General features: G+C 61.3%; 18 protein-coding genes. 14 read left to right on the top strand and 4 right to left on the bottom strand.

The genetic code is table 11. The annotated features are described in order from the left end of the window. Positions 1-196 precede the first annotated feature (196 nt). From AC3WN7_RS02750 to AC3WN7_RS02740, 3 genes are all read right to left on the bottom strand, one after another. Entirely contained in the window at positions 197-904 is a 708-nt protein-coding gene (locus AC3WN7_RS02750; RefSeq protein ID WP_095964609.1) for an SPOR domain-containing protein, read from the bottom strand. A 1-nt stretch (position 905) separates the two neighbouring features. Continuing rightward, positions 906-2,642, bottom strand: coding sequence for an arginine--tRNA ligase (argS, locus tag AC3WN7_RS02745; protein WP_102673221.1), 1,737 nt, complete (start codon positions 2,640-2,642; stop codon positions 906-908). A 238-nt stretch (positions 2,643-2,880) separates the two neighbouring features. Further along, complete coding sequence (locus tag AC3WN7_RS02740) at positions 2,881-5,100, bottom strand: primosomal protein N' (RefSeq protein WP_102673220.1); 2,220 nt, start codon at positions 5,098-5,100, stop codon at positions 2,881-2,883. Between the two features lie 280 nt (positions 5,101-5,380). Here AC3WN7_RS02740 and rpmE point away from each other — a divergent pair, with 280 nt between their 5' ends. The 3 genes from rpmE (at position 5,381) to AC3WN7_RS02725 (ending at position 7,875) form a co-directional block, all read left to right on the top strand. Further along, positions 5,381-5,599 (top strand): 50S ribosomal protein L31, encoded by a 219-nt coding sequence (rpmE, locus tag AC3WN7_RS02735; RefSeq protein WP_008047849.1) that lies wholly within the window; start codon positions 5,381-5,383, stop codon positions 5,597-5,599. 35 nt (positions 5,600-5,634) lie between these two features. After that, positions 5,635-6,426: a thermonuclease family protein gene (locus AC3WN7_RS02730; protein ID WP_102673219.1), complete on the top strand. Its 792-nt coding sequence runs from the start codon at positions 5,635-5,637 to the stop codon at positions 6,424-6,426. Between the two features lie 180 nt (positions 6,427-6,606). Continuing rightward, positions 6,607-7,875 carry a malic enzyme-like NAD(P)-binding protein gene (locus AC3WN7_RS02725; RefSeq protein ID WP_008047852.1) on the top strand — a complete coding sequence of 423 codons (1,269 nt, stop codon included), beginning with the start codon at positions 6,607-6,609 and terminating at the stop codon, positions 7,873-7,875. Between the two features lie 265 nt (positions 7,876-8,140). Here the strand turns inward: AC3WN7_RS02725 and AC3WN7_RS02720 are convergent, their stop codons facing one another. Beyond that, positions 8,141-10,579 carry a penicillin-binding protein 1A gene (locus tag AC3WN7_RS02720; RefSeq protein ID WP_409077337.1) on the bottom strand — a complete coding sequence of 813 codons (2,439 nt, stop codon included), beginning with the start codon at positions 10,577-10,579 and terminating at the stop codon, positions 8,141-8,143. A 217-nt stretch (positions 10,580-10,796) separates the two neighbouring features. On the opposite strand from AC3WN7_RS02720, the gene AC3WN7_RS02715 reads away from it, so the two are divergent. The 11 genes from AC3WN7_RS02715 to hemE all read left to right on the top strand — a co-directional run bounded on the left by AC3WN7_RS02715 (position 10,797) and on the right by hemE (position 26,696). Continuing rightward, complete coding sequence (locus tag AC3WN7_RS02715; protein ID WP_102673217.1) at positions 10,797-11,861, top strand: pilus assembly protein PilM; 1,065 nt, start codon at positions 10,797-10,799, stop codon at positions 11,859-11,861. Further along, positions 11,861-12,427: a PilN domain-containing protein gene (locus AC3WN7_RS02710; protein ID WP_102673216.1), complete on the top strand. Its 567-nt coding sequence runs from the start codon at positions 11,861-11,863 to the stop codon at positions 12,425-12,427. The genes AC3WN7_RS02715 and AC3WN7_RS02710 overlap by 1 nt, the downstream gene beginning before the upstream one ends. Next, positions 12,424-13,047, top strand: a complete 624-nt coding sequence (locus AC3WN7_RS02705; RefSeq protein WP_102673215.1) for a type IV pilus inner membrane component PilO — start codon at positions 12,424-12,426, stop codon at positions 13,045-13,047. Before AC3WN7_RS02710 ends, AC3WN7_RS02705 begins: the two co-directional genes overlap by 4 nt. Then, positions 13,044-13,571 (top strand): pilus assembly protein PilP, encoded by a 528-nt coding sequence (locus AC3WN7_RS02700; protein WP_102673214.1) that lies wholly within the window; start codon positions 13,044-13,046, stop codon positions 13,569-13,571. The genes AC3WN7_RS02705 and AC3WN7_RS02700 overlap by 4 nt, the downstream gene beginning before the upstream one ends. A 13-nt stretch (positions 13,572-13,584) precedes the next feature. Beyond that, positions 13,585-15,648: a type IV pilus secretin PilQ gene (locus AC3WN7_RS02695; protein ID WP_102673213.1), complete on the top strand. Its 2,064-nt coding sequence runs from the start codon at positions 13,585-13,587 to the stop codon at positions 15,646-15,648. Between the two features lie 4 nt (positions 15,649-15,652). Then, positions 15,653-16,171 (top strand): shikimate kinase AroK, encoded by a 519-nt coding sequence (gene aroK, locus AC3WN7_RS02690; RefSeq protein ID WP_015093141.1) that lies wholly within the window; start codon positions 15,653-15,655, stop codon positions 16,169-16,171. Positions 16,172-16,321: 150 nt separating this feature from the next. Continuing rightward, positions 16,322-17,422 (top strand): 3-dehydroquinate synthase, encoded by a 1,101-nt coding sequence (gene aroB, locus AC3WN7_RS02685; protein WP_095964619.1) that lies wholly within the window; start codon positions 16,322-16,324, stop codon positions 17,420-17,422. Positions 17,423-17,432: 10 nt separating this feature from the next. Continuing rightward, entirely contained in the window at positions 17,433-19,034 is a 1,602-nt protein-coding gene (locus AC3WN7_RS02680; protein WP_102673212.1) for an AAA family ATPase, read from the top strand. A 349-nt stretch (positions 19,035-19,383) separates the two neighbouring features. Further along, positions 19,384-23,829 carry a glutamate synthase large subunit gene (gltB, locus tag AC3WN7_RS02675; protein ID WP_102673211.1) on the top strand — a complete coding sequence of 1,482 codons (4,446 nt, stop codon included), beginning with the start codon at positions 19,384-19,386 and terminating at the stop codon, positions 23,827-23,829. Positions 23,830-23,954: 125 nt separating this feature from the next. Next, entirely contained in the window at positions 23,955-25,373 is a 1,419-nt protein-coding gene (locus AC3WN7_RS02670) for an FAD-dependent oxidoreductase (protein WP_095964622.1), read from the top strand. 255 nt (positions 25,374-25,628) lie between these two features. Next, positions 25,629-26,696, top strand: coding sequence for a uroporphyrinogen decarboxylase (gene hemE, locus AC3WN7_RS02665; protein ID WP_095964623.1), 1,068 nt, complete (start codon positions 25,629-25,631; stop codon positions 26,694-26,696). Positions 26,697-26,775: the final 79 nt, after the last annotated feature.

Below are 26,775 nucleotides of genomic sequence, written 5' to 3'. Positions count from 1 at the left end.
GGGGTGGTGGAGGGTTTTTCAACTGTAAGGCGAGAGAGGGGACGAGTGGTGTGAGCCAGATGGGAGCGCTGGTGTTTGCCAAGGCCCCTTCGCGAGCAAGCCCGCTCCCACATTGGATCGCGGTCGAATGTGGGAGCGGGCTTGCTCCGGGCGGCGTTCCGACGAAGAACGATGACACGGTGCCTGTGGCAGTCGATCAGCGGTTCTGGCGTTGTTGTAACAACAGATTGCTGAAGCCGGCGCCGGCCAGTTGTTTCTGTGCCGTGGTCAGTTGCTCACGGTTGCTGAACGGACCCACTAATACCCGATACCAGGTTTCGTCCTTCACCGTACCGGACTCAACCGAAACGGCTTGGCCCAGCAGGATGATCTGCGCCCGAACCTTGTCCGCATCGGTCTCTTTGCGGAACGAGCCCGCCTGCAGGAAAAACTTCGTCACAGGCGCAGCCTTGACCGGTGGCGCTGGTGGCGGCGTGATCCCGGCCAATGCAGCCTGGGCGCGAGCCGTGTCGATCTTCGCCGCTTCGGCCGGGGTGACCGGCGTTGTCGGGATGGCCGGCACTTGCGGCGTTGGCAGGGTTTTTTCCGGCACGGCATCCGGCGGCACGATGACTTCCGATTCCGGCAGCAAGGTGTAGAAGTCGTACTTCGGCTTCACCGGTTGCGTCGGGCTCGGCGGGGTCTTGTTGGCCTCGGCGATCTTGCTGGCTTTCTGCTGTTGCTCGACCTTTTCACGCTTGACCGTGTCGCTGCCCTTGCCCGGTTCCAGCTTCATCAGGAACACGATGAACGCGCCGACCGTCAGGCCGATGACCATCCACAGCCAGCCCGGGATCGGTTGCTTTGCAGGAGCTTGGTAACGGCTGGCGCCACGCTTGGGTGCAGGTTTTTTCTTGGCAGCCAACTTACATACGCTCCAGAGTTTCCAGGCCCAAGAGTTCCAGGCCTTGCTTGAGGGTGCGTCCGGTCAGCGCGGCCAGGCGCAGGCGGCTCTGCATTTGTGCCGGGGTGTCGGCGGCAAGGATCGGGCAGTTCTCGTAGAAGCTGGAGAACAGGCCGGCGACGTCGTACAGGTAAGTGCAGAGGATGTGCGGGGTGCCTTTTTCGGACACGTTGTTCAGGATTTCACCGAACTGCGCGAGCTTCGCTGCCAGTTCGTGTTCGTGCGTCGCTTCGAGCACGATCTGGCCGTCGACTTCGCTGAAGTCCTTGCCGAGTTTGCGGAACACGCCGGCCACGCGGGTGTAGGCGTACAGCAGGTAGGGCGCGGTGTTGCCTTCGAAGTTGAGCATCAGGTCGAAGTTGAAGCTGTAGTCGCTGGTGCGGTGCTTGGACAGGTCGGCGTATTTCACTGCGCCGATGCCCACGACCTTGGCGATGTTGCGCAACTCGGCCTCGGCCAGCTCCGGGTTCTTGTCCTTGACCAGGGTGTAGGCACGCTCCTGGGCTTCGGTCAGCAGGTCGATCAGCTTCACGGTGCCGCCGTCACGGGTCTTGAACGGACGGCCGTCAGCGCCGTTCATGGTGCCGAAGCCCATGTGTTCCATTTCCATCGGATGGGTCACGAAACCGGCTTTGCGCGCCACGGCGAACACCTGCTGGAAGTGCAGGGCCTGACGCTGGTCGACGAAGTACAGCGCACGATCGGCCTTGAGCTTGCCACTGCGGTAACGCACGGCCGCCAGGTCGGTGGTGGCGTAGAGATAGCCTCCGTCAGCCTTGACGATGATCACCGGCAGCGGGTCGCCGTCGGCGTTCTTGAACTCGTCGAGGAACACGCACTGGGCGCCGTTGCTCTCGACCAGCAGGCCAGCGGCCTTCAAATCGTTGACCACGTTGATCAGGTCGTCGTTGTAGGCACTTTCGCCCATCACGTCGGCCATGGTCAGTTTGACGTTGAGCAGTTCGTAGATCTTCTGGCAGTGCGACAGCGAGATGTCCTTGAACTTGGTCCACAGTGCCAGGCAGTCGGCATCGCCGGCCTGCAGCTTGACCACCAGGCCACGGGCGCGGTCGGCAAACTCTTCGGATTCGTCGAAGCGTTGCTTGGCGGCGCGGTAGAAGTTCTCCAGGTCCGACAGCTCGTCGCTGGTGATCGGGTTTTCCTGCAGGTAAGCCATCAGCATGCCGAACTGGGTGCCCCAGTCGCCGACGTGGTTCTGACGGATCACGGTGTCGCCGAGGAATTCGAGAACGCGGGCCACGCCGTCGCCGATGATGGTCGAGCGCAGGTGGCCGACGTGCATCTCCTTGGCCAGGTTCGGTGCCGACAGGTCAACCACGGTGCGCTGTACCGGGCCGGCCTTGCGCACGCCGATGTGGTCATCGGCCAGGGCAGCGTCCAGGCGGGTCGCCAGGGCGTCGGTGTTCTGGAAGAAGTTCAGGAAGCCGGGACCTGCGATTTCGGTCTTGGAAACGTTTTCGTCAGCCGGCAGCGCGGCGATGATTTTTTCCGCCAGATCGCGGGGCTTCATGCCGGCCGGTTTGGCCAGCATCATGGCAATGTTGCTGGCGAAGTCGCCGTTCTTCTTGTCGCGGGAGTTTTCCACCTGGATCGCCGGCGACAGGCCTTCAGGCAACACACCTTCGTTGACGAGTTGGGTGATGGCTTGTTGGATCAGCTGGCGAATGGTGTCTTTCATGGTCTTCTCTTTCGACCGCAGGCGCGGCGGCGCATCATGCGCTGGTGGAAAAACTGGGCATTATCCGTTGCGAAGACGGGCTTGCCAACCTTAGCAGGCAGGTTGTGGATGTGTGGTGACAATTAGGGCCTCTTCGCGAGCAAGCCCGCTCCCACAGGTTTCGAGGTGGATACAAAATGTAGTTCCCCCCCGGAGATCCACTGTGGGAGCGGGCTTGCTCGCGAAGGCAGTCCCAAAATTAATACAAATCGACCGGGTCAACATCGAGCGACCAACGCACCGCTCGACCGCTCGGCATCTGCTCCAGCACCAACAACCAACCGGCCAGCAACCGATGCAACGGCGCCCGCGCCGTAGCCTGCAACAACAGCTGGGCCCGATAACGCCCTGCCCGTCGCTCCATCGGCGCCGGCACCGGCCCCAACAGTTCGATCCCGGTCAAGCCCTGTTCAGCCAGCAAACGCTCGGCCTCGCTGCACGCCTCATCGAGAAAACCTTCGGCCTGGCCCGGTTTATGCGCCTCGGCCCGCAACAACGCCAAATGGGCAAACGGCGGCAAGCCAGCCGCACGGCGTTCGCTCAGGGCCTGTTCCGCGAAAGCGAAATAGCCTTGCTCGGTCAGTTGCACCAGCAGCGGGTGGTCGGCCAGGTGCGTCTGGATAATCACCTTGCCCGGCTCTTCGGCGCGGCCTGCGCGGCCGGCGACCTGGACGATCAACTGCGCCATGCGCTCGCTGGCGCGGAAGTCGCCGGAGAACAGGCCGCCGTCGGCGTCGAGGATCGACACCAGCGTCACCCGGGGGAAGTGGTGGCCTTTGGCAAGCATTTGCGTGCCGATCAGAATGCACGGCTGGCCTTTCTGAATGGTCGCGAACAGCTGGTTCATCGCGTCCTTGCGCGATGTGCTGTCGCGGTCGACCCGCAGCACCGGATAGTCCGGGAACAGAATCGCCAGGCGCTCCTCGGCCCGCTCGGTGCCGGCGCCGACGGGGCGCAGATCGACCTTGTTGCATTTCGGGCACTGGCGCGGCACGCGTTCGACGTAGCCGCAGTGGTGGCAGCGCAGCTCGCCGTAACGCTGATGGACGGTCATTCGCGCATCGCAGCGCTGGCACTCGGACATCCAGCCGCAATCGTGACACAGCAGGGTCGGGGCGAAACCGCGGCGGTTGAGGAACACCAGTACCTGCTGCCCGGCAGCCAGGGTCTGGCCGATGGCCTGTTGCATCGGCCCGGAAATGCCGCTGTCCAGCGGGCGGCTTTTCACGTCCAGGCGCAGGAAGCGCGGCTGTTTGGCCCCACCGGCCCGCTCATTCAGGCGCAGCAGTCCGTAGCGGCCGGTGTAGGCGTTGTGCAGGCTTTCCAGGGAGGGCGTGGCGGAGCCGAGGACGATCGGGATGTTTTCCTGTCGCGCCCGCACCAGCGCCAGATCGCGGGCGTGGTAGCGCAAGCCTTCCTGCTGTTTATAGGAACCGTCGTGCTCTTCGTCGATGATGATCAGGCCGGGGTTCTTCATCGGCGTGAACAGGGCCGAACGGGTGCCGATAATGATGTCGGCCTCACCGTCCCGGGCGGCCAGCCAGGCATCGAGGCGTTCGCGGTCATTGACCGCCGAATGGATCAGCGCGATGCGGGCATTGAAGCGCTGTTCGAAGCGCGCCAGGGTCTGCGGGCCGAGGTTGATTTCCGGGATCAGCACCAGTGCCTGCTTGCCGGCCTCGAGGGTTTCGCGGATCAACTGCAGATAGACTTCGGTCTTGCCGCTGCCGGTGACGCCGGCCAGCAGGAACGCGTGGTAACTGTCGAAGCCGGCTCGAATGGCCTCATAGGCGGCGCGCTGCTCCGGGTTCAGTGGCAGTTCCGGTTGCGCCAGCCAGTGTTCGTGGCGTGCACCGGGGGCGTGGCGACGGATCTCGACCTGCACCAGCTCCTTGGCCAGCAGCAAGTCCAGGCTGTCCTTGCTCAGCATCAGTTTGCTCAGCAACTGATGGGCGACGCCGTGGGGATGCTGGGCCAGCGTGGCCAGGGCTTCACGCTGGCGCGGGGCGCGGGCGATGCGCGGATCATCGAGGCTGGCGCCTGGCGTGGCAGACCAGAAGCGTTCCTGTCGCGCTTCTGCCAGCTCACCTTGGCGCAGCAGCACCGGCAATGCCCAGCTCAAGGTGTCGCCGAGGCTGTGCTGGTAATACTGGGAGGTCCACAGGCACAGCTTGAACAGCGCAGGCGGCAGCGGTGGCGTAGCGTCGAGCAAGGCCAGGGCCGGCTTGAGTTTCTCGGCCGGCACTTCGCTGGTATCGGTGACTTCCACCAGAATTCCGATCATCTCGCGCCGGCCGAACGGTACCCGCAGGCGCATGCCGGGGTGCAGTTGGGCACGCAGGACGCCGGCCGGAGCGCGGTAGTCGAACAGGCGGCGCAGCGGCGAAGGCAGGGCGAGGCGCAGAATGGCGTCGGGCACGCGGGGATCTCGATCAGCGGAATAAACAGCAGGGCTACGACCTGTGGGAGCGGGCTTGCTCGCGAAGACGGGGTGTCAGTCAGCATTAAGTAGCCTGACACACCGCTTTCGCGAGCAAGCCCGCTCCCACAGGGGCGGCGATTTGGCCGGGAGCCTAGCAGACGACTGGTTTGAGCGACAGCTTGCGTGAACAGGATTGTCTGGTAGAATCCGCGGCCTAATTACGTGCGGTATTCAACAATAGTGTTGGGTGGCGGCACGCTAGCCCGAGGAAAACACCATGAAAGCTGATATCCATCCAGAATACCCGGCAGTTGCTGTTACCTGCAGCTGCGGCAACAAGTTCGAAACCCGTTCGACCTTCGGCAAAGCCCTGGCGATCGACGTTTGCAACGAATGCCACCCGTTCTACACCGGTAAGCAGAAGACTCTGGACACTGGCGGCCGCGTTCAGCGTTTCGCAGACCGTTTCGGTGCTTTCGGCGCGAAAAAGGCCTAAGGCCGATCAACTTGGGAAGCCGCTGCGGTTTTTCCATGCTGATGAAAAAGGCGTCCCTCGCGGGCGCCTTTTTTGTGTCCGCGATTTGGCTGCCTGGCGCGCAGGCCATTTGTCCGACACCAGGCGGCCTGACGTCCGTCGCGGTGCAGCGGGTGGTGGATGGCGACACCCTGCGTCTGAGCGATGGCCGCAATGTGCGCATGATCGGCTTGAACACGCCGGAGCTGGGCAAGCAGGGCCGTTCCGACGAACCCTTCGCCGTGGCCGCACGCAAACGCCTTGAAGCATTGGTGGCGGCGAGTGACGGGCGAGTCGGGTTGGTGCCCGGCAAAGAAAGCAAGGATCATTACGGCCGCACGCTGGCCCATGTCTATGGCGCGGATGGCGCCAACCTGGAAGCGCAAATGCTCGCCGAAGGCTTGGGTTTCCAGGTGGCCGTGGCGCCGAATGTCGATCTGGTCGCCTGTCAGCAAGCTGCAGAGCGCAACGCTCGACAGGCGGGGCTCGGTGTGTGGCGCCAGTCGCCTGTACTGAAAGCGGAGCAGATCGTCACTTCCGGTTTTGCCGTGCTCAGCGGTCGTGTGAGCAAGGTGCAGCGCAATCGGGGTGGGGTTTGGATCGAGTTGCAGGACTCGGTTGTATTGCGCGTTGCACCCAATCTGCTGGCGCGTTTCGATGTGAATTCGCTGGAAAGCCTCAAGGGCAAGCAGATCGAGGCGCGCGGCTGGGTGCTGGATCGTTCGCGACGTGGCGGACTGAAAGAAGGGCAGGCGCGCTGGATGTTGCCCTTGACCGACCCGGCGATGCTTCAAGTGGTGCAGCGATAAAAAATTGTAGACATTTTTTAAGTCGATTGTGAACAGTCTAGCCCTTGTGAGCCGTGGCTCTTGGCCCAAAGTCGTAAGGGCGGGCGCTTGACAGGGGTGACCAGTCAGTCTTGTGGGGACTTTGCGAGGCGCGTATCCTCGCTGACCAGTCTGTCCAACAGTAAAAAGCGGAATGCCAAAATGTCTGATCTGAAAACTGCCGCTCTCGAATATCACGCCAATCCTCGTCCAGGGAAGCTGAGTGTCGAGCTCACCAAGGCCACTGCTACCGCTCGCGACCTGTCGCTGGCCTACAGCCCGGGCGTAGCCGAGCCAGTACGCGAGATCGCCCGCGATCCCGAGCTGGCCTACAAGTACACCGGCAAAGGCAACCTGGTTGCAGTCATTTCCGATGGCACCGCGATTCTCGGCCTGGGTAACCTCGGCCCATTGGCCTCCAAGCCAGTGATGGAAGGTAAAGGCGTACTGTTCAAGCGCTTCGCCGGCATCGACGTTTTCGACATCGAAGTCGACTCCGAAAGCCCGCAGGCCTTCATCGACACCGTCAAGCGCATCTCCATCACCTTCGGTGGCATCAACCTGGAAGACATCAAGGCACCCGAGTGCTTTGAAATCGAACGCGCTCTGATCGAGCAGTGCGATATTCCGGTATTCCACGATGACCAGCACGGCACCGCTATCGTGACCGCGGCCGGCATGATCAACGCCCTGGAAATCGCTGGCAAAACCCTGCCGGAAGCCAAGATCGTCTGCCTGGGTGCCGGCGCCGCCGCCATCTCCTGCATGAAGTTGCTGGTGAGCATGGGCGCCAACATCGAAAACATCTACATGGTCGACCGTACCGGTGTGATCCACTCCGGCCGTGACGACCTGAACCAGTACAAGGCTGTGTTCGCTCACGCGACCGACAAACGCACCCTGGCTGACGCCCTGCAAGGCGCTGACGTGTTCGTAGGCCTGTCCGGCCCGAACCTGTTGAGTGCTGAAGGCCTGCTGTCGATGGCGCCGAACCCGATCGTGTTCGCGTGCTCCAACCCTGATCCGGAAATCTCCCCGGAGCTGGCACACGCCACCCGTAGCGACGTGATCATGGCGACCGGTCGTTCCGACTACCCGAACCAGGTCAACAACGTACTGGGCTTCCCGTTCATCTTCCGTGGTGCCCTGGACGTTCGCGCCAAGCGCATCAACGAAGAAATGAAAGTGGCTGCGGCCAACGCCCTGCGTGAACTGGCCAAGCTGCCAGTGCCTCAGGAAGTGTGCGACGCCTATGGCGGCATCAAGCTGGAATTCGGTCGTGAGTACATCATTCCGAAGCCAATGGATGCCCGTCTGATCACCCTGATCTCCGATGCCGTGGCTAAAGCCGCCATCGAGACCGGCGTGGCAACCCTGCCGTATCCGAAGAACTACCCGCTGAAAAGCGTGGATGACGTGTTCAACGGCTAAGCCGTTGTAGTGCTTCAACCGATAGCCCCGGCTCATTTGAGTCGGGGCTTTTTATTGCCTGCTGCTTATGTGTTGTCTGTACAGGCCTCTTCGCGGGCAAGCCCGCTCCCACAGGGTCGGAGGCGTACATAAAACCTGTGTTCACCATCGCCCACTGTGGGAGCGGGCTTGCCCGCGAAGAGGCCGTACCAGACAACATCAAAACCGGCAGGCAAAAAAAGCCCCGCTCTTCTTTCGAAGGCGGGGCTTTTCATCATTGCTGTAATCAGAACAAATCGATCGGCGCAGCCTCATCCGCTGGCAATGGACTGCCCGGCGCATTGCCGTTACCGAGCTCGTTGCCCGACGGCGGCGTATCTTCGGCCTTGAACAGCTCGAAGTAGGCGCCTGGCGTGCCCGGGCTGGCCGCGCGGCCGCTGACCGGGTCGACCCGCAGGCTCAGAAGGCCTTCCGGCTCCGCTTGCGTATGCGGCGGCTTGTCTTTGAGTGCTGCGCCCATGTAGTTCATCCAGATCGGCAGCGCGACGGTGCCGCCGAATTCCTTGCGGCCCAGGCTTTCCGGCTGGTCGAAACCGGTCCATACGGTGGTCACGTAATCGGCGTTGTAACCGGAGAACCAGGCGTCCTTGGATTCGTTGGTCGTACCGGTCTTGCCGGCGATGTCCGGGCGGCCCAGGGCCAGTGCGCGGCGACCGGTGCCGAGCTTGATCACGTCCTCAAGCATGCTGTTGAGGATGTACGTGGTGCGCCCGTCAACGATGCGTTCGGCCACGGCGGGTGCCTGTGGCGTCGGTGCAGCGCCCGGGGTCTCGCCCGGCGTTGCATTGACCGTGAAGGCTTGAGGTGCCGGTGCGGCAATGCCATCGCTGGCAGCGCCGCCCTGAGGCACGCTCGGCGGATTGGCGACGAACAGCGTGTCGCCGTTGCGGCTTTCAATCCTGTCGATGATGTACGGGGTGATCTTGTAGCCGCCGTTGGCGAAGGTGCTCCAGCCGGTGGCGATCTCCATTGGCGTCAGGGTCGCGGTGCCCAGCGCCAGGGACAGGTTGGGTGGCAGGTCCTGTTTGTTGAAGCCGAAGCGAGCGATGTAGTCGATGGTCTTGCCAACGCCCATCGCTTGCAGCAAGCGGATCGACACCAGGTTGCGCGACTTGTACAGCGCTTCACGCAGGCGGATCGGGCCGAGGAACGTGTTGGTGTCGTTTTTCGGCCGCCAGACTTTGTCCAGATACTCGTCGACGAACACGATCGGGGCATCGTTCACCAGGCTGGAGGCCGTGTAGCCGTTATCCAGTGCGGCGGCGTAGACGAACGGTTTGAAGCTCGAACCCGGCTGGCGCTTGGCCTGCAATGCGCGGTTGTAGTTGCTCTGCTCGAAGGCGAAACCGCCGACCAGGGCGCGAATGGCACCGTTCTGTGGGTCCAGGGACACCAGCGCGCCTTGGGCCTGCGGGATCTGGCTGAACTTCAGCGAGTTGTCCGGCTGACGCTGAACGCGAATCAGGTCGCCGACCTGGGCCACGTCCGAAGGCTGCTTCGGGTTGGCGCCCATGCTGTTGGTGTTCAGGAACGGACGGGCCCACTTCATGGTGTCCCAGCTGACGTGTTCCTGGCCGGTGCGGGTCAGCACCTGCAGGCCGCTCTTGTCGACCTGGGTCACGATGGCCGGTTCCAGGCCGCTGATGGTGCGTTGCTTGGTCAACTCGGTTACCCAGGCTTCACGCGTCTTGCCCGGAAGCCGCGACTCGGGGCCGCGATAGCCGTGGCGCTGATCGTAGGTCATCAGGCCTTCGTGGACGGCGGTGTTGGCCAGTTCCTGAAGGTCGCTCGGCACCGTGGTGGTGACGCGGAAGCCTTCGGTATACGCGTCGCTGCCATAACGCCCGACCATTTCGGCACGGGCCATTTCGGCGATGTACGGCGCGTTCACTTCCGGAGTCGGTACGTGATAGCTGGCGTTCAGCGGCTCGTTGATCGCGGCGGTGTAGTCGGCCTCGCTGATTTTGCCGAGTTTGTACATGCGCCCCAGGATCCAGTCGCGACGCTCCTTGCTGCGCGCCGGGTTGGCCAGCGGGTTGAAGCGCGATGGTGCCTTCGGCAGGCCGGCAATCATTGCCATCTGCGCCAGGCTGACATCGCGGATCGATTTGCCGTAATAGACCTGCGCCGCCGCCTCGATGCCGTACGCACGGTTACCCAGGTAGATCTTGTTGACGTACAGCTCGAGGATCTCGTCCTTGGTCAGCTGTCGTTCGATCTGCAGGGCCAGCAGGATCTCGGTGGTCTTGCGCGAAAAGCTGCGTTCGCTGGTCAGGAAGAAGTTCTTCGCCACCTGCATGGTGATCGTGCTGCCACCGGACTGGATGTGTCCGCTTTTGATCAGTTGGGTCGCGGCACGCATCAGGCTGCTGGGATCGACGCCATAGTGGTTGGCGAAATTGTCGTCCTCAGCACTTAGTAACGCATTAATGAAATTGGGGGGAATATCGGCGAAACGGATCGGTGTGCGGCGCATTTCGCCGAACTCTGCAATCAACTTGTTATCGCTGCTGTAGACCCGCAAAGGAATCTGCAACTGGATGCTTCTCAGCGCCTCCACGGACGGCAGCCCGGGACTAAGGTAGAGGTACGCCCCGCTCAGACCCAGAAGGAGTCCGCAGAAAACCGCGACGATGGACCAACCGAAAAACTTCAGCAGACGAATCAAGGCTTTTGGATATCCAGGGTAAAAATGAATTGGGCAACAGGGTTCAGGCTAAATGAGAACGACCCGCGCTTGAGCAAATGCGGAAAAAAAACGCTGGGCATTATAAGCATTTTTCTGATCGGGAGCGCGGTTGGCGCTGCTGTCAAGACGGGCGGATTGAACGCAATGGACATTGCAGAGTCCGTAACTCACGGAAAGTCATAGGGAATTGGTAGTGCCAGGACTCTTCAACAAAAAATCCAGTACGCTCCTCGGAATCGATATCAGCTCTACCTCGGTAAAGCTTCTGGAATTGAGCCGTCAGGGCGAACGCTTCCGGGTCGAGGCTTATGCGGTCGAGCCTTTGCCCGTCGGCGCGGTGATCGAAAAGAACATCGCTGACCTCGAGGGCGTGGGGCTGGCCCTCGCGCGCGCGCTGACCAGGGCCAGAACCGGCCTCAAGGGTGTGGCCGTGGCTGTGGCAGGCTCGGCGGTGATCACCAAGATCATCGAGATGGATGCCGCTCTTTCCGAAGACGAAATGGAAAGCCAGCTGAAGATCGAGGCGGATCAATACATTCCTTATCCCCTGGATGAAGTCGCGATCGACTTTGAAGTCCAGGGCACCTGCGCGCGCAACCCGGAGCGGGTCAACGTGCTGCTCGCGGCTTGCCGCAAGGAAAACGTCGAGGTCCGCGAGGCAGCCCTGGCTCTGGCCGGACTGACCGCTCGCGTAGTCGATGTCGAGGCCTATGCACTGGAGCGTTCATTTGGGTTGCTGGCCAGTCGGCTTGCGGTTTCCGAGGAACCTTTGACGGTCGCAGTGGTGGATATCGGCGCCACCATGACCACCCTGAGCGTGCTGCACAACGGGCGGATTATCTACACCCGTGAGCAACTGTTCGGCGGTCGGCAGTTGACCGGGGAAATCCAGCGTCGCTATGGCCTGACGCTGGAGCAGGCGAGTCTGGCGCAAAGGAAGGGCGGCCTGCCGGAAGACTATACCGGCGAGGTCTTGCAGCCCTTTCAACAGGCACTGGTGCAGCAGGTGTCGCGCTCGTTGCAGTTCTTCTTTGCCGCCGGCCAGTACAGCGCCGTCGACCATATCCTGCTGGCCGGCGGTACCGCGTCGGTTCCGGGGCTGGACCGTTTGATCGAGCAGCAATTGGGCGCGCCGACCCTGATCGCGAACCCTTTTTCCGACATGACGCTGGGCAGCAAGGTCAATGGTGCCGCCCTGACGAGTGATGCCCCGGCGTTGATGATCGCCTGTGGTCTTGCCCTCAGGAGCTTCGACTGATGGCACGGATCAACCTTTTACCCTGGCGAGAGGAGCGGCGTGAAGTTCGCCGCAAACGCTTCCTGCTGGTCCTGGTGGCCGCTATGGCGGGTACGATGGGTGCGGTGCTGGTTGCCAACCAGGCCATCAGCCGTGCCATCGACCGGCAAATCGCCCGTAACGATTACATCGGCAGGCAAATCGCCGTGGTCGATGAGCGGATCACGCAGATCAATGATCTCAAGGAGCGCCGCCAGCAACTGATCGAGCGCATGCGCATCATTCAGGGCCTGCAGGACAACCGCCAAATCAGCGGGCGAATATTTGACCAGTTGGCGCAGGCACTGCCTGACGGTGTGTATTTCACCGAAGTGAGAATGACCGGAAAAACCTTGTCCATCACCGGTGCTGCGCAATCCAACAACCGTGTTTCAGACTTGATGCGCAACCTCGAGGCATCAGACTGGTTTGATGCGCCAAGCCTGACCGAAGTCAAGGCCGCAGCTGCCGGTCAGGTGGAGCAGGCCAACGTCTTCCAGTTGACCGTTCGCCAGACTCAACCCGCAGCCCCGGAGGGAGGCAAATGAGCCTGTCCGAATGGTTCGAAGGGCTGCGCAAGATCGACATCAATGAGCTGGACACCAGCAACATGGGAGCCTGGCCGCCGGCGATCAAGTGTCTGGTGGCCGGTTTGCTGATGCTTGTGGTGCTGGCCTTGGGCTACAACTTTTCCACTCGCGACCTCGAGAGCCAGCTCGATCTGAAGCGTGAGGAAGAGTCGACGCTCAAGGAGCAGTTCGCCGGTAAAGCGCGCATGGCGGCGAATCTCGATCTCTACACCCAGCAGCTCAAAGAGATGGAGAACGCTTTCGGCGTGCTGTTGCGGCAACTGCCCGGCGACACCGAAGTGCCCGGCTTGCTGGAAGACATCACGCGTACAGGTCTGGGCAGTGGCCTGGAGTTCGAGGAGATCAAGCTGCTGCCGGAGGTCGTCCAGCCGTTCTACATCGAGTTGCCGATCCAGATCACGGTCACCGGGGGGTACCACGACCTGGCCACCTTCGTCAGTGGCGTGGCCGGGTTGCCGCGAATCGTCACCTTGCACGATTTTGACCTTGTCCCCGTCAGTCCCCAGGGGGCTCCGAAACTGCGCTTGAGCATCCTCGCCAAGACCTACCGCTACAACGAAATGGGGCGGCATCCATGAATCCGGCACGTTGTTTTCCGATGGTGCTGTTGCTGTCTGTTCTGTCCGGTTGCGGCGCTGGCGATGACTACAGCGATCTGGACGCTTACCTGAGCGAAATACGCCTGCGCGGGCCGGGCAGTATTGAACCAACGCCGGTATTCCGGTCTTACCCGGCATTCACCTACGACGCAGCGGACCTGCGCAGTCCGTTTTCACCACAGATCAGTGCTGATCTGGCGGCCCATCGGCGGGGTTCGCGCAACGTCAAACCCGACCCTGACCGGGTCAGGCAATACCTCGAAGGTTTCAACATCGAGCAGTTTGAAATGGTCGGCACCCTTTCCAATGCGACAGGTTCCTTTGCCCTGTTGCGCGGGGCGGGTGGCGTTCACCGCCTGAAGGTCGGTGATTACCTGGGGCGTAACGACGGACGAATCGTTGCGATCAGTGGTTCGCAAGTCGATGTGGTTGAAATTGTCCCTGATGGTCAGGGTGCGTGGCTGGAGCGTCCCCGGACCATCCCTTTGAAAGAGCACTCATAGTGGAACCCGAATAATGAACAGGATTTTTTCCGCCTTCGGCCTTTCGCTATGGATAGCGATGTTGTCGCCGATGGTACAAGCGGCCAATCTCAAGGCGCTGGATGTCGCCGCACTGCCGGGAGACCGGGTCGAGTTGAAGTTGTCGTTCGATGCACCGCCCCCGCTGCCTCAGGGTTACATGACGGAGTCGCCGGCCCGGATTGCGCTGGATTTGCCAGGTGTCGCCAGTCAACTGGCCAGCAAGACTCGCGATCTCGGTAGTGGAAATGCCCGTAGTGCAACGGTGGTGGAGGCCGGGGGACGTACGCGATTGATCATTAACCTGGCTCAGTCGGCCCCGTACGACTCGCGAATTGAAGGCAACAATTTGCTGGTGGTTGTCGGGCAGGGCGTCAAACCGTCGACACCCAGGCCGACGGCCCCGGCAATGCCGGCACGCGCCGCTGCGACGCCAGGCAAGGCCATTCGGGGTGTGGATTTTCAGCGAGGGACGCAGGGCGAGGGCAACGTGGTGATCGACTTGTCGGACCCATCGATTGCGCCCGACATACAACAGCGCGAGGGCAAGATTATTGTCGGGTTTGCCAAAACCCGATTGCCCGAGCCGTTGCGCGTGCGTCTGGATGTGAAGGATTTCGCCACCCCCGTGCAGTTCGTCAAGGCCAGCGCGAGCGGCGATCGAGCCATCATCAGCATCGAGCCCGGTGGTGCGTTCGATTACTCGACCTATCAGACCGACAGCAAGCTCACGGTCAGCGTTCGCCCGGCGACGGTCGACGACCTGCAAAAGCGCAATGCCGGGCCACAGGCTTACAGCGGCGAGAAGCTTTCGCTGAACTTCCAGGACATCGATGTGCGGTCGGTGCTGCAATTGATCGCCGATTTCACCAACCTCAATCTGGTGGCCAGCGACACGGTGCAGGGTGGCATCACGTTGCGTCTGCAGAACGTGCCGTGGGATCAGGCGCTGGATCTGGTGCTGAAAACCAAGGGGCTGGACAAGCGCAAGGTCGGTAATGTCCTGCTTGTTGCGCCGGCCGATGAAATTGCTGCCCGTGAGCGACAGGAACTGGAATCACAAAAGCAGATTGCCGATCTGGCGCCGTTGCGCCGGGAACTGTTGCAGGTGAATTACGCCAAGGCGGCGGACATCGCCAAGCTCTTCCAGTCGGTGACCAGTGCCGAAGCGAAACCCGACGAGCGGGGGTCGATCACTGTCGACGAGCGCACCAACAACATCATTGCCTACCAGACCCAGGACCGGCTTGATGAGCTGCGCAGGATCGTCACGCAGCTGGATATCCCTGTGCGTCAGGTCATGATCGAGGCGCGCATTGTCGAAGCCAACGTCGACTATGACAAAAGCCTCGGGGTGCGTTGGGGCGGATCGATACAGAACCGGGGAAACTGGAACACCTCCGGTGTCAGCAATGGACTCAACGGGTCGTCGACCATTGGCACGCCCGGCAGTACCAGCACCAACTCGCCGTTCGTCGACATGGGCGTAGCCAACAACACCTCGGGAATCGGCATCGCGTTCATCACCGATAACGTCTTGCTGGACCTGGAACTGACGGCCATGGAGAAAACCGGCAACGGGGAAATCGTCTCGCAACCCAAGGTGGTCACGTCCGACAAGGAAACCGCCAAGATCCTCAAGGGCACCGAGATTCCCTATCAGGAGGCCAGTTCCAGTGGCGCGACTTCGGTGTCGTTCAAGGAGGCTTCGCTGTCGCTGGAGGTGACGCCGCAGATCACGCCCGACAACCGGATCATCATGGAGGTCAAGGTGACCAAGGACGAGCCGGACTACCTGAACAAGGTCCAGGATGTACCACCGATCAAGAAAAACGAGGTCAACGCCAAGGTCCTGGTCAACGATGGCGAGACCATCGTCATTGGCGGCGTTTTCTCAAATACTCAGAGCAAGGTCGTAGATAAGGTGCCATTTCTTGGCGATGTGCCGTATCTTGGCCGCCTTTTCCGGCGTGATGTGGTTTCGGAGAAAAAATCCGAGCTGCTGGTATTCCTCACTCCGCGTATCATGAACAATCAGGCGATTGCTGTGAGTCATTGATTCTGTGCGAAATTTGATTCTTGTAGGACCGATGGGTGCTGGAAAAAGCACCATCGGCCGGTTGCTGGCCAAAGAGCTGCGCCTGCCATTCAAAGATTCCGATAAGGAAATTGAATTGCGCACGGGCGCCAATATCCCTTGGATCTTCGATAAAGAAGGCGAACCGGGCTTTCGTGATCGCGAGCAGGCAATGATTGCCGAGCTGTGCGATTACGACGGAGTGGTGCTGGCGACAGGTGGTGGCGCGGTCATGCGCGAAGCCAATCGTCGGGCACTGCATGCCGGTGGGCGGGTGGTTTATCTGCATGCGTCGGTCGAGCAGCAGGTCGGCCGCACGGCCCGTGACCGCAATCGACCATTGTTGCGAACTGCCGATCCGGCCAAGACCCTTCGGGATCTGTTGGCGATCCGCGATCCGCTTTACCGGGAAATTGCCGACCTGGTGGTCGAAACCGATGAGCGACCACCACGAATGGTCGTACTCGACATTCTAGAGCGCCTGCAGCAGTTGCCACCCCGTTAAAGCGCCGCGCGAAATGCGCTATCCTCGGCGTTTGGCCATGACCGCTCAAGGTTGTGGCAGATGGCTACCGAACGGCGTCACACCAGCAGATGCCGTGGATATTCGTTAACTCAAGGCAGGACGCCTGATTCATCTTCACTGTGGGGACACATGCAGACACTCAAGGTTGATCTAGGCGAGCGCAGCTACCCGATTCATATTGGCGAAGGTTTGTTGGATCAGCCCGAGCTGCTGGCCCCGCACATTCGCGGACGGCAAGTGGCGATCGTCTCCAACGAGACTGTTGCACCGCTCTATCTTGAGCGTCTGACCCGCAGCCTGGCGCAGTACTCGGTGATTTCCGTGGTGCTGCCCGACGGTGAAGCCTTCAAGACCTGGGAAACCCTGCAGCTGATTTTCGACGGTCTGCTGACCGCGCGACATGACCGCCGCACCACGGTGATCGCCCTCGGTGGCGGTGTGATCGGTGACATGGCCGGCTTTGCCGCCGCCTGCTACCAGCGCGGCGTCGATTTCATCCAGGTTCCGACCACGCTGCTGTCGCAGGTCGACTCCTCGGTGGGCGGCAAGACCGGGATCAACCATCCGCTGGGCAAGAACATGGTCGGCGCCTTCTATCAGCCGAACGTGGTGCTGATCGATACCGCCAGCCTCAATACCCTGCCGGCGCGCGAACTGTCCGCCGGTCTGGCTGAAGTCATCAAGTACGGGCTGATCTGTGATGAGCCGTTCCTGACCTGGCTCGAAGACAACGTCGACCGCCTGCGCAACCTGGATCAGCAAGCCCTGACCTATGCCATCGAGCGCTCTTGCGCAGCCAAGGCCGCGGTGGTCGGTGCCGATGAGAAAGAGACGGGCGTTCGTGCCACGTTGAACCTGGGCCACACGTTTGGCCACGCCATCGAAACCCACATGGGCTATGGTGTCTGGCTACATGGAGAGGCGGTGGCTGCCGGCACCGTGATGGCGCTGGAAATGTCCGCGCGACTGGGCTGGATCAGCGAGCAGGAGCGTGATCGCGGCATTCGTCTGTTCCAGCGTGCAGGGCTGCCTGTCATCCCGCCAGAAGAGATGACAGAAGCCGATTTCCTCGAACATATGTCCATTGATAAAAAAGTGATCGACGGTCGTTTGCGCCTGGTGCTGCTGCGCCGCATGGGTGAAGCGGTGGTGACCGACGATTATCCGAAAGAGGTTCTACAGGCCACGCTGGGGGCAGACTACCGCGCCCTGGCTCAGCTTAAAGGTTAATAAGAACACGATGACTAGTTTGCATGCCGACGAGGCTTTCCTCGGCCATTACCAGTTGAGTCATGACCCTTTTGCTCCACGGGTGCCTGGCTTCAAATTTTTCCCGGCCCAGCGCAAACCCGTGCTGGGGCAGTTGCATCACCTGGCCCGCTACAGTCAGCTGTTGCTGGTGGTCACCGGTCCCGAGGGCAGTGGCAAGACCCTGCTGCGTCAGGCCCTGGTCGCCAGCACCAACAAGCAGTCGGTACAAAGCGTGGTGGTGTCCGCCCGTGGCGCCGGCGATGCGGCCGGCGTGCTGCGTCAGGTGGCCCAGGCGCTGAATGTCGCCCAGGCGGATGCCGACGCTATTCTGGCCCAGGTGGTGCAGCTTGCACTCACCGGCCAGGAAGTCTATTTGCTGGTCGATGATGCCGAACAGCTCGATGAGTCCGGCCTTGAAGTTCTGATGGTCCTGGCGGCCGGTGCGCCTGAAGGTCGCCCGCATGTGTTCCTGTTCGGCGAGACCTCGCTGATCGCTCAGCTTGAGGCTTTGCATCTCGAGGAAGAGCGATTCCACGTCATCGAACTGCAGCCCTATACCGAGGACGAAACCCGCGAGTATCTGGAGCAGCGGCTCGAGGGCGCTGGCCGCGGCATCGAACTTTTCACCGCGAATCAGATCTCTGATATTCACGAAAGCTCCGAAGGTTGGCCTGGCAGCATCAATCAGGTCGCCCGCGATGCGATGATCGAAGCCATGATCGCCAGCCGCTCTGCGGTCAAGCGTCCAAAAATGGGGTTCAATATGCCGAAGAAACACGTATTGGCGATTTCCGCCGTAGTCGTGGTTGCGGTAGCTGCCGCCTGGATGATGCCGGGTCGCAACAAGGCACCGACCACCGGTGCGCCCGCCAATGAACAGGCGCAACTGCCGCTTGGCCAGGGCCAGCCAACCGCGAATGGCGGTGCTCCGGCCGTCGAATTCGCCGGCAACACGCAGCCGATGCCGTTGCCGTTGGTCGGCAACTCGCAACCGGTCATGCGCGCCCCGCTGGCTGAGGCCGCAGGCGGCATTACCGAAGGCGACGACGGCGTTCCGGTTGAAGGCTCCAGCGCCACACCGCCGACGGTGACCACCACCGCGCCGCCTGTGGGCGTTCCTGCCGGCCCTGCGCCGACGCCGGCTGCCAAACCGACACCTGCGCCGGCACCTGCGCCGACTCAGGTCGCCACCGCCAAGCCAGCCCCTGCTCCAGTGGCCAAGCCTGCTCCAGCGCCAGCCAAGCCAGCCGTTGCTGCGGCGGCCAAGCCTGCCGAGAAACCGGCTCCGGCGGCCAAAGCGGCTGGTGGCACCTGGTACGCCGGTCAGGCACCGGGCAACTACGTGGTGCAAATCCTCGGCACCAGCTCCGAAACGGCCGCGCAAAGCTTCGTCAAGGAGCAGGGCGGCGAGTACCGCTATTTCAAGAAAGTCCTCAATGGCAAGCCGCTCTACGTGATCACCTACGGCAACTTCGCCAATCGTGATGCAGCCGTTTCCGCCATCAAGGCCTTGCCAGCGAAGGTTCAGGCTGGTAAACCTTGGCCTCGCACTGTCGCCAGCGTCCAACAGGAACTGGCAACAACTCGCTGAAGATTCGGCGGCCTTACCCAGGCCGCCTCTCCAAGCACCTCAAAATTTCTACAAGTGCGCGCTGCCTTCCAGGCCGCGTGCCTTGTGGTGTCTGCGTCACAGTAGTCTTTGAGTCGTTGCGGTCAAAATTAAAAAAGTTTTGACTAGCACAGCAGATCGCTTTAAACCTTTCACAAATGCGACATGGATTTGCGACATTTCGTCGTCAAATTTGTGAGGCCAAGTGTCGGTGTGTACAATGACCTCCCTTTTGTCCCCGCAAAGCTGGCGTACGTTCGGCGCGGATGGCAAGTGGTTGAATTGAAAAGAAATTTGCCTCGATCAGAGGCAGCCTGGTGAGAAAGTGTCTATGAAAGCAGGTCTGTACCAACCAGATGAATTCAAGGATAACTGTGGTTTCGGCCTGATAGCCCATATGCAGGGCGAGCCCAGTCATACCCTTTTGCAAACGGCCATCGAGGCCCTGACCTGCATGACCCACCGCGGTGGGATTAATGCCGACGGCAAGACCGGTGACGGTTGCGGTCTGCTGATTCAAAAGCCGGACGTGTTCCTGCGAGCCATCGCCCAGGAAACCTTCGGCGTCGAAATGCCCAAGCAATATGCGGTGGGCATGGTCTTCTTCAACCAGGACCCGGTCAAAGCCGAAGCCGCTCGCGAGAACATGAACCGCGAGATCCTGGCCGCTGGCCTGCAACTGGTCGGCTGGCGCAAAGTGCCGATCGACACCAGCGTCCTCGGCCGCCTGGCCCTTGAGCGCCTGCCACAGATCGAGCAAGTGTTCATCGGTGGTGAAGGCCTGAGCGACCAGGACATGGCCGTCAAGCTGTTCACCTCCCGTCGTCGCTCGTCCGTGGCCAACGCCGCCGACACCGACCACTACGTCTGCAGCTTTTCGCACAAGACCATCATTTACAAAGGCCTGATGATGCCGGCGGACTTGACCGCCTTCTATCCGGACCTGAGCGATGAGCGCCTGCAAACGTCGATTTGCGTGTTCCACCAGCGCTTCTCCACCAACACCCTGCCCAAATGGCCGCTGGCTCAACCGTTCCGCTTCCTGGCGCACAACGGCGAGATCAACACCATCACCGGCAACCGCAACTGGGCCGTGGCCCGTCGCACCAAGTTCACCAACGACCTGATGGACCTGGAAGAGCTCGGCCCGCTGGTCAACCGCGTGGGTTCGGACTCCTCGAGCATGGACAACATGCTGGAGCTGATGGTCACCGGTGGCATCGACCTGTTCCGTGGCGTGCGGATGATCATTCCGCCAGCGTGGCAGAACGTCGAGACCATGGACCCGGATCTGCGTGCGTTCTACGAATACAACTCGATGCACATGGAACCGTGGGACGGCCCGGCTGGCGTGGTAATGACCGACGGTCGCTACGCGGTGTGCCTGCTCGACCGTAACGGTCTGCGTCCGGCGCGTTGGGTCACCACCAAGAACGGTTTCATCACCCTGGCTTCGGAAATCGGTGTCTGGAACTACCAGCCTGAAGATGTGATCGCCAAGGGTCGTGTGGGCCCGGGCCAGATCTTTGCCGTGGACACCGAAACCGGTCAGATCCTCGACACCGATGCGATCGACAACCGCCTGAAGTCCCGTCATCCGTACAAGCAATGGCTGCGCAAGAATGCCCTGCGCATCCAGGCGACCATGGAAGACAATGACCACGGTTCGGCGTTCTACGACGTCGATCAGCTCAAACAGTACATGAAGATGTACCAGGTCACGTTCGAAGAGCGCGACCAGGTGCTGCGTCCACTCGGCGAACAGGGCTACGAAGCCGTGGGCTCGATGGGCGACGATACGCCGATGGCCGTGCTGTCCCAGCGCGTGCGCACGCCGTACGACTATTTCCGCCAGCAGTTCGCGCAGGTCACCAACCCGCCGATCGACCCGCTGCGTGAAGCCATCGTCATGTCGCTGGAAATCTGCCTCGGTGCCGAGCGCAACATTTTCCAGGAGTCGCCGGAACACGCCTCGCGCGTGATCCTCAGCTCGCCGGTCATTTCCCCAGCCAAGTGGCGCTCGCTGATGAACCTCGATCGTCCGGGCTTCGAGCGCGCGATCATCGATCTGAACTACGACGAAAGCGTCGGCCTCGAAGCGGCCATCCGCAACGTCGCCGATCAGGCCGAAGAAGCCGTGCGCGCCGGTCGTACCCAGGTTGTGCTGAGTGACCGTCACATTGCCCCGGGCAAGTTGCCGATCCACGCTTCGCTCGCCACCGGCGCGGTGCACCACCGCCTGACCGAAAAAGGCCTGCGCTGCGACTCCAACATCCTGGTGGAAACCGCGACCGCTCGTGACCCGCATCACTTCGCCGTGTTGATCGGTTTCGGTGCCTCTGCCGTTTATCCGTTCCTGGCTTATGAAGTGCTGGGTGACCTGATCCGTACCGGTGAAGTACTGGGCGACCTCTATGAGGTGTTCAAGAACTACCGTAAAGGCATCACCAAGGGCCTGCTGAAGATCCTGTCGAAGATGGGCATCTCGACCATCACTTCGTACCGCGGTGCGCAGTTGTTCGAGGCCATCGGCCTGTCCGAGGAGGTCTGCAACCTGAGCTTCCGTGGCGTGCCGAGCCGTATCAAGGGTGCGCGTTTCGTCGACATCGAAGCCGAGCAGAAAGCCCTGGCCACCGAAGCCTGGAGTCCGCGCAAGCCGATCCAGCAAGGCGGCCTGCTGAAGTTCGTCCACGGTGGCGAATATCACGCGTACAACCCGGACGTGGTCAACACCCTGCAGGCGGCTGTGCAGCAGGGCGACTACAGCAAGTTCAAGGAATACACCTCGCTGGTGGACAACCGCCCGGTGTCGATGATCCGCGACCTGCTGAAAGTCAAAACCCTCGACACTCCGTTGGATATGAGCGAGATCGAACCGCTGGAATCGGTGCTCAAACGCTTCGACTCCGCTGGTATCTCCCTGGGCGCCCTGTCGCCGGAAGCTCACGAAGCCCTGGCCGAAGCCATGAACCGCCTCGGTGCGCGTTCCAACTCCGGCGAAGGCGGCGAAGACCCGGCACGCTACGGCACCATCAAGAGCTCGAAAATCAAGCAGGTTGCCACTGGCCGCTTCGGTGTGACTCCGGAATACCTGGTCAACGCTGAAGTGCTGCAGATCAAGGTCGCCCAGGGCGCCAAGCCGGGCGAGGGTGGTCAACTGCCGGGCGGTAAAGTGAACGGTCTGATCGCCAAGCTGCGTTACGCAGTGCCAGGCGTGACCCTGATCTCGCCTCCACCGCACCACGACATCTACTCGATCGAAGACTTGTCGCAGCTGATTTTCGACCTGAAACAAGTCAACCCGAAAGCGCTGGTCTCGGTGAAGCTGGTAGCGGAAGCGGGCGTCGGCACCATCGCCGCCGGTGTGGCCAAGGCCTACGCGGACCTGATCACCATCTCCGGCTACGACGGTGGCACCGGTGCATCGCCGCTGACCTCGATCAAATACGCGGGCGCGCCGTGGGAACTCGGCCTGGCCGAAACCCACCAGACCCTGCGCGGCAACGACCTGCGCGGCAAGGTCCGGGTACAGACCGACGGCGGCCTGAAAACCGGCCTCGACGTGATCAAGGCGGCCATCCTCGGCGCTGAAAGCTTCGGCTTCGGCACCGCGCCGATGATCGCCCTGGGCTGCAAATACCTGCGCATCTGCCACCTGAACAACTGCGCCACCGGCGTCGCGACCCAGAACGAGAAGCTGCGCAAGGACCACTACATCGGTACCGTCGACATGGTGGTGAACTTCTTCACCTACGTCGCCGAAGAAACCCGTGAGTGGCTGGCCAAGCTGGGCGTGCGTTCCCTCGAGGAGCTGATCGGCCGTACCGATCTGCTGGAAGTCCTCGAAGGCCAGACCGCCAAGCAGCATCACCTCGACCTGACTCCGTTGCTGGGCAGCGACCACGTGCCGGCGGACAAACCGCAGTTCTGTGGCGTGGACCGCAACCCGCCGTTCGACAAAGGCCTGCTGGCCGAGAAAATGGTCGACATGGCCACCTCGGCGATCAACGACCTGAGCGGCGCTGAATTCGCCCTGGATATCTGCAACTGCGACCGTTCCATTGGTGCACGGATCTCCGGCGAAATCGCGCGCAAGCACGGCAACCAGGGCATGGCCAATGCGCCAATCACCTTCCGCTTCAAGGGCACTGCGGGCCAGAGTTTCGGTGTGTGGAACGCCGGCGGCCTGAACATGTACCTGGAAGGCGACGCCAACGACTACGTCGGCAAGGGCATGACCGGCGGCAAGCTGGTGATCGTGCCGCCGAAGGGTAGCGTCTACCGCACCCAGGACAGTGCCATCATCGGCAACACCTGCCTGTACGGCGCTACCGGCGGCAAGCTGTTCGCCGCTGGCACCGCGGGCGAGCGCTTCGCCGTGCGTAACTCCGGTGCCCACACCGTGGTGGAAGGCACTGGCGATCACTGCTGCGAGTACATGACCGGTGGTTTCGTCTGCGTGTTGGGCAAGACCGGTTATAACTTCGGCTCTGGCATGACCGGTGGTTTCGCCTATGTGCTCGACCAGGACAACAGTTTCGTTGACCGGGTCAACCACGAACTGGTGGAAATCCAGCGGATCAGCGGCGAGGCGATGGAAGCCTACCGTAGCCACCTGCAACGCGTGCTGAACGAGTACGTCGAGGAGACCGACAGCGAGTGGGGTCGTGAACTCGCCGAGAACCTCGATGATTACTTGCGTCGTTTCTGGCTGGTCAAACCTAAGGCGGCGAGCTTGAAATCTCTGCTCTCCAGTACTCGTGCGAATCCGCAGTAACGACGCAGCTGCAAGCGGCAAGCTTCAAGCCGCAAGTTAACAGCAGAGCGCGTTGTGCCTGCCATCGTGATTGTCTTGCAGCTTGAAGCTTGTAGCTTGAAGCTGTCGTGTAAGAGGTTTTGAAGATGGGCGAACGTCTCAGCAACGACTTCCAATTCATCGAGGTCGGGCGCAAGGATCCGAAGAAGAAACTGTTGCGTCAACGCAAGAAAGAGTTCGTGGAAATCTACGAACCCTTCAAACCCCAGCAGTCGGCCGACCAGGCCCACCGCTGCCTGGGTTGCGGTAACCCGTATTGCGAATGGAAGTGCCCGGTGCACAACTTCATTCCCAACTGGCTGAAGCTGGTGGCCGAGGGCAACATCCTCCAGGCCGCCGAGTTGTCGCACCAGACCAACACCCTGCCGGAAGTCTGCGGCCGGGTGTGCCCGCAAGACCGTCTGTGCGAGGGTGCCTGCACCCTCAACGACGGCTTTGGCGCGGTGACCATCGGTTCGGTGGAGAAGTACATCACCGACACCGCGTTCGCCATGGGCTGGCGTCCGGACATGTCCAAGGTCAAGCCGACCGGCAAGCGTGTCGCGATCATCGGTGCCGGGCCTGCGGGCCTGGGTTGCGCCGACGTGTTGGTGCGTGGCGGCGTGACCCCGGTGGTGTTCGACAAGAACCCGGAAATCGGCGGTCTGCTGACCTTCGGCATCCCCGAGTTCAAGCTGGAAAAGACCGTGTTGAGCAATCGCCGCGAAGTCTTCACCGGCATGGGCATCGAGTTCCGCCTCAACACCGAGGTGGGCAAGGACGTGACCATGGAGCAACTGCTCGAAGAATACGATGCCGTATTCATGGGCATGGGCACCTACACCTACATGAAGGGCGGTTTTGCCGGTGAAGACCTGCCAGGCGTGTACGACGCGCTGGACTTCCTGATCGCCAACGTCAACCGCAACCTGGGCTTTGAAAAGTCGCCGGAAGATTTCGTCGACATGAAAGGCAAGAAGGTCGTGGTCCTGGGCGGTGGCGACACGGCGATGGACTGCAACCGTACGTCGATCCGCCAGGGCGCCAAGTCGGTGACCTGCGCCTATCGTCGTGACGAAGCGAACATGCCGGGCTCGCGCAAAGAGGTGAAGAACGCCAAGGAAGAAGGCGTGAAGTTCCTCTACAACCGCCAGCCGATCGCGATTGTCGGCGAAGACAAGGTCGAAGGCGTGAAGGTGGTTGAGACCCGTCTCGGCGAGCCCGACGCCCGTGGCCGTCGCAGCCCCGAGCCGATCCCGGGTTCCGAAGAGATCATCCCGGCCGACGCCGTGGTCATCGCCTTCGGTTTCCGCCCTAGCCCGGCGCCGTGGTTCGAGCAGTTCGAGATCCAGACCGACAGCCAGGGCCGCGTTGTGGCACCGGAGCAAGGCCAGTACAAGCACCAGACCAGCAACCCGAAAATCTTCGCCGGTGGCGACATGGTGCGCGGTTCTGACCTGGTGGTGACGGCGATCTTCGAAGGCCGTAATGCTGCTGAAGGGATCCTGGATTACCTGGGCGTCTAAGCACCCGATCCAGACTTGAAATGCAGTAAACATGTGGGAGCGGGCTTGCTCGCGAAGAGGGAGTGTCAGTCGACAGTTTTGTTGCCTGACAAACCGCATTCGCGAGCAAGCCCGCTCCCACAGTTGTTTCGCGGTGTTGCTAAACTCTTTATTTCATTGCGACAAATTGACCCGATAGACAAAAGCCTCCGCTCTTGCCGTGCCTTTTGCGCCCGGCTCTGAGAAAATGCCCGCACTTTTTTTCCGGATGCCGACATGACTGCCCTGAAGAACGACCGTTTCCTGCGCGCCCTGCTCAAGCAACCCGTAGACGTCACTCCCGTGTGGATGATGCGTCAGGCCGGTCGCTACCTGCCTGAATACCGCGCCAGCCGCGCCAAGGCCGGCGATTTCATGAGCCTGTGCATGAACCCGGCGTTCGCTTGCGAAGTCACGATGCAACCGCTCGACCGTTATCCGCAACTGGACGCGGCGATCCTCTTCTCCGACATCCTGACCATCCCCGATGCCATGGGCCAGGGCCTGTACTTCGAAACCGGCGAAGGTCCGCGCTTCAAGAAGGTCGTCAGCACCCTGGCCGACATCGAAGCCCTGCCGATTCCCGATCCGCAGAAAGACCTCGGCTACGTGATGGATGCGGTCAGCACCATCCGTCGTGAACTGAACGGACGTGTACCGTTGATCGGCTTCTCCGGCAGCCCATGGACCCTGGCGACCTACATGGTCGAAGGCGGCTCGTCGAAAGACTTCCGCAAGACCAAGGCCATGCTCTACGACAACCCGCAAGCCATGCACCTGTTGCTGGACAAGCTTGCGCAATCGGTCACCAGCTACCTCAACGGCCAGATCATGGCCGGTGCGCAAGCGGTGCAGATCTTCGATACCTGGGGCGGCAACCTGTCGGCAGCGGCGTACCAGGAGTTCTCCCTGGCCTACATGCGCAAAATCGTCAGCGGCCTGATCCGCGAGCACGAAGGTCGCAAGGTGCCGGTCATCCTGTTCACCAAGAACGGCGGCCTGTGGCTGGAAAGCATCGCCGATGCCGGTGCTGATGCATTGGGCCTGGACTGGACCTGCGACATCGGCAACGCCCGTGCCCGTGTTGGCGACAAGGTCGCGCTGCAAGGCAACATGGACCCGACCGTGCTCTACGCCAAACCGGAAGCCATTCGCGCTGAAGTCGGACGCATTCTCGCCAGCTACGGCAAAGGTAGTGGCCACGTGTTCAACCTTGGTCATGGCATTACGCCGGAAGTCGATCCGGAACACGCCGGTGCATTCCTGCGTGCCGTGCATGAATTGTCGGCGCAATATCACGAGTGATCGTGATCTGACAAAACCCTCGGCTTTTCTGTGGGAGCGAGCTTGCTCGCGATAGCGGTCGATCAGTCAACAGAAATGT

The sequence above is a fragment of the Pseudomonas sp. FW305-70 genome, from assembly GCF_058783925.1.
The sequence above is the reverse complement of the archived record's forward strand: the minus strand, read 5'-3'. Positions and strand labels throughout refer to the sequence as shown.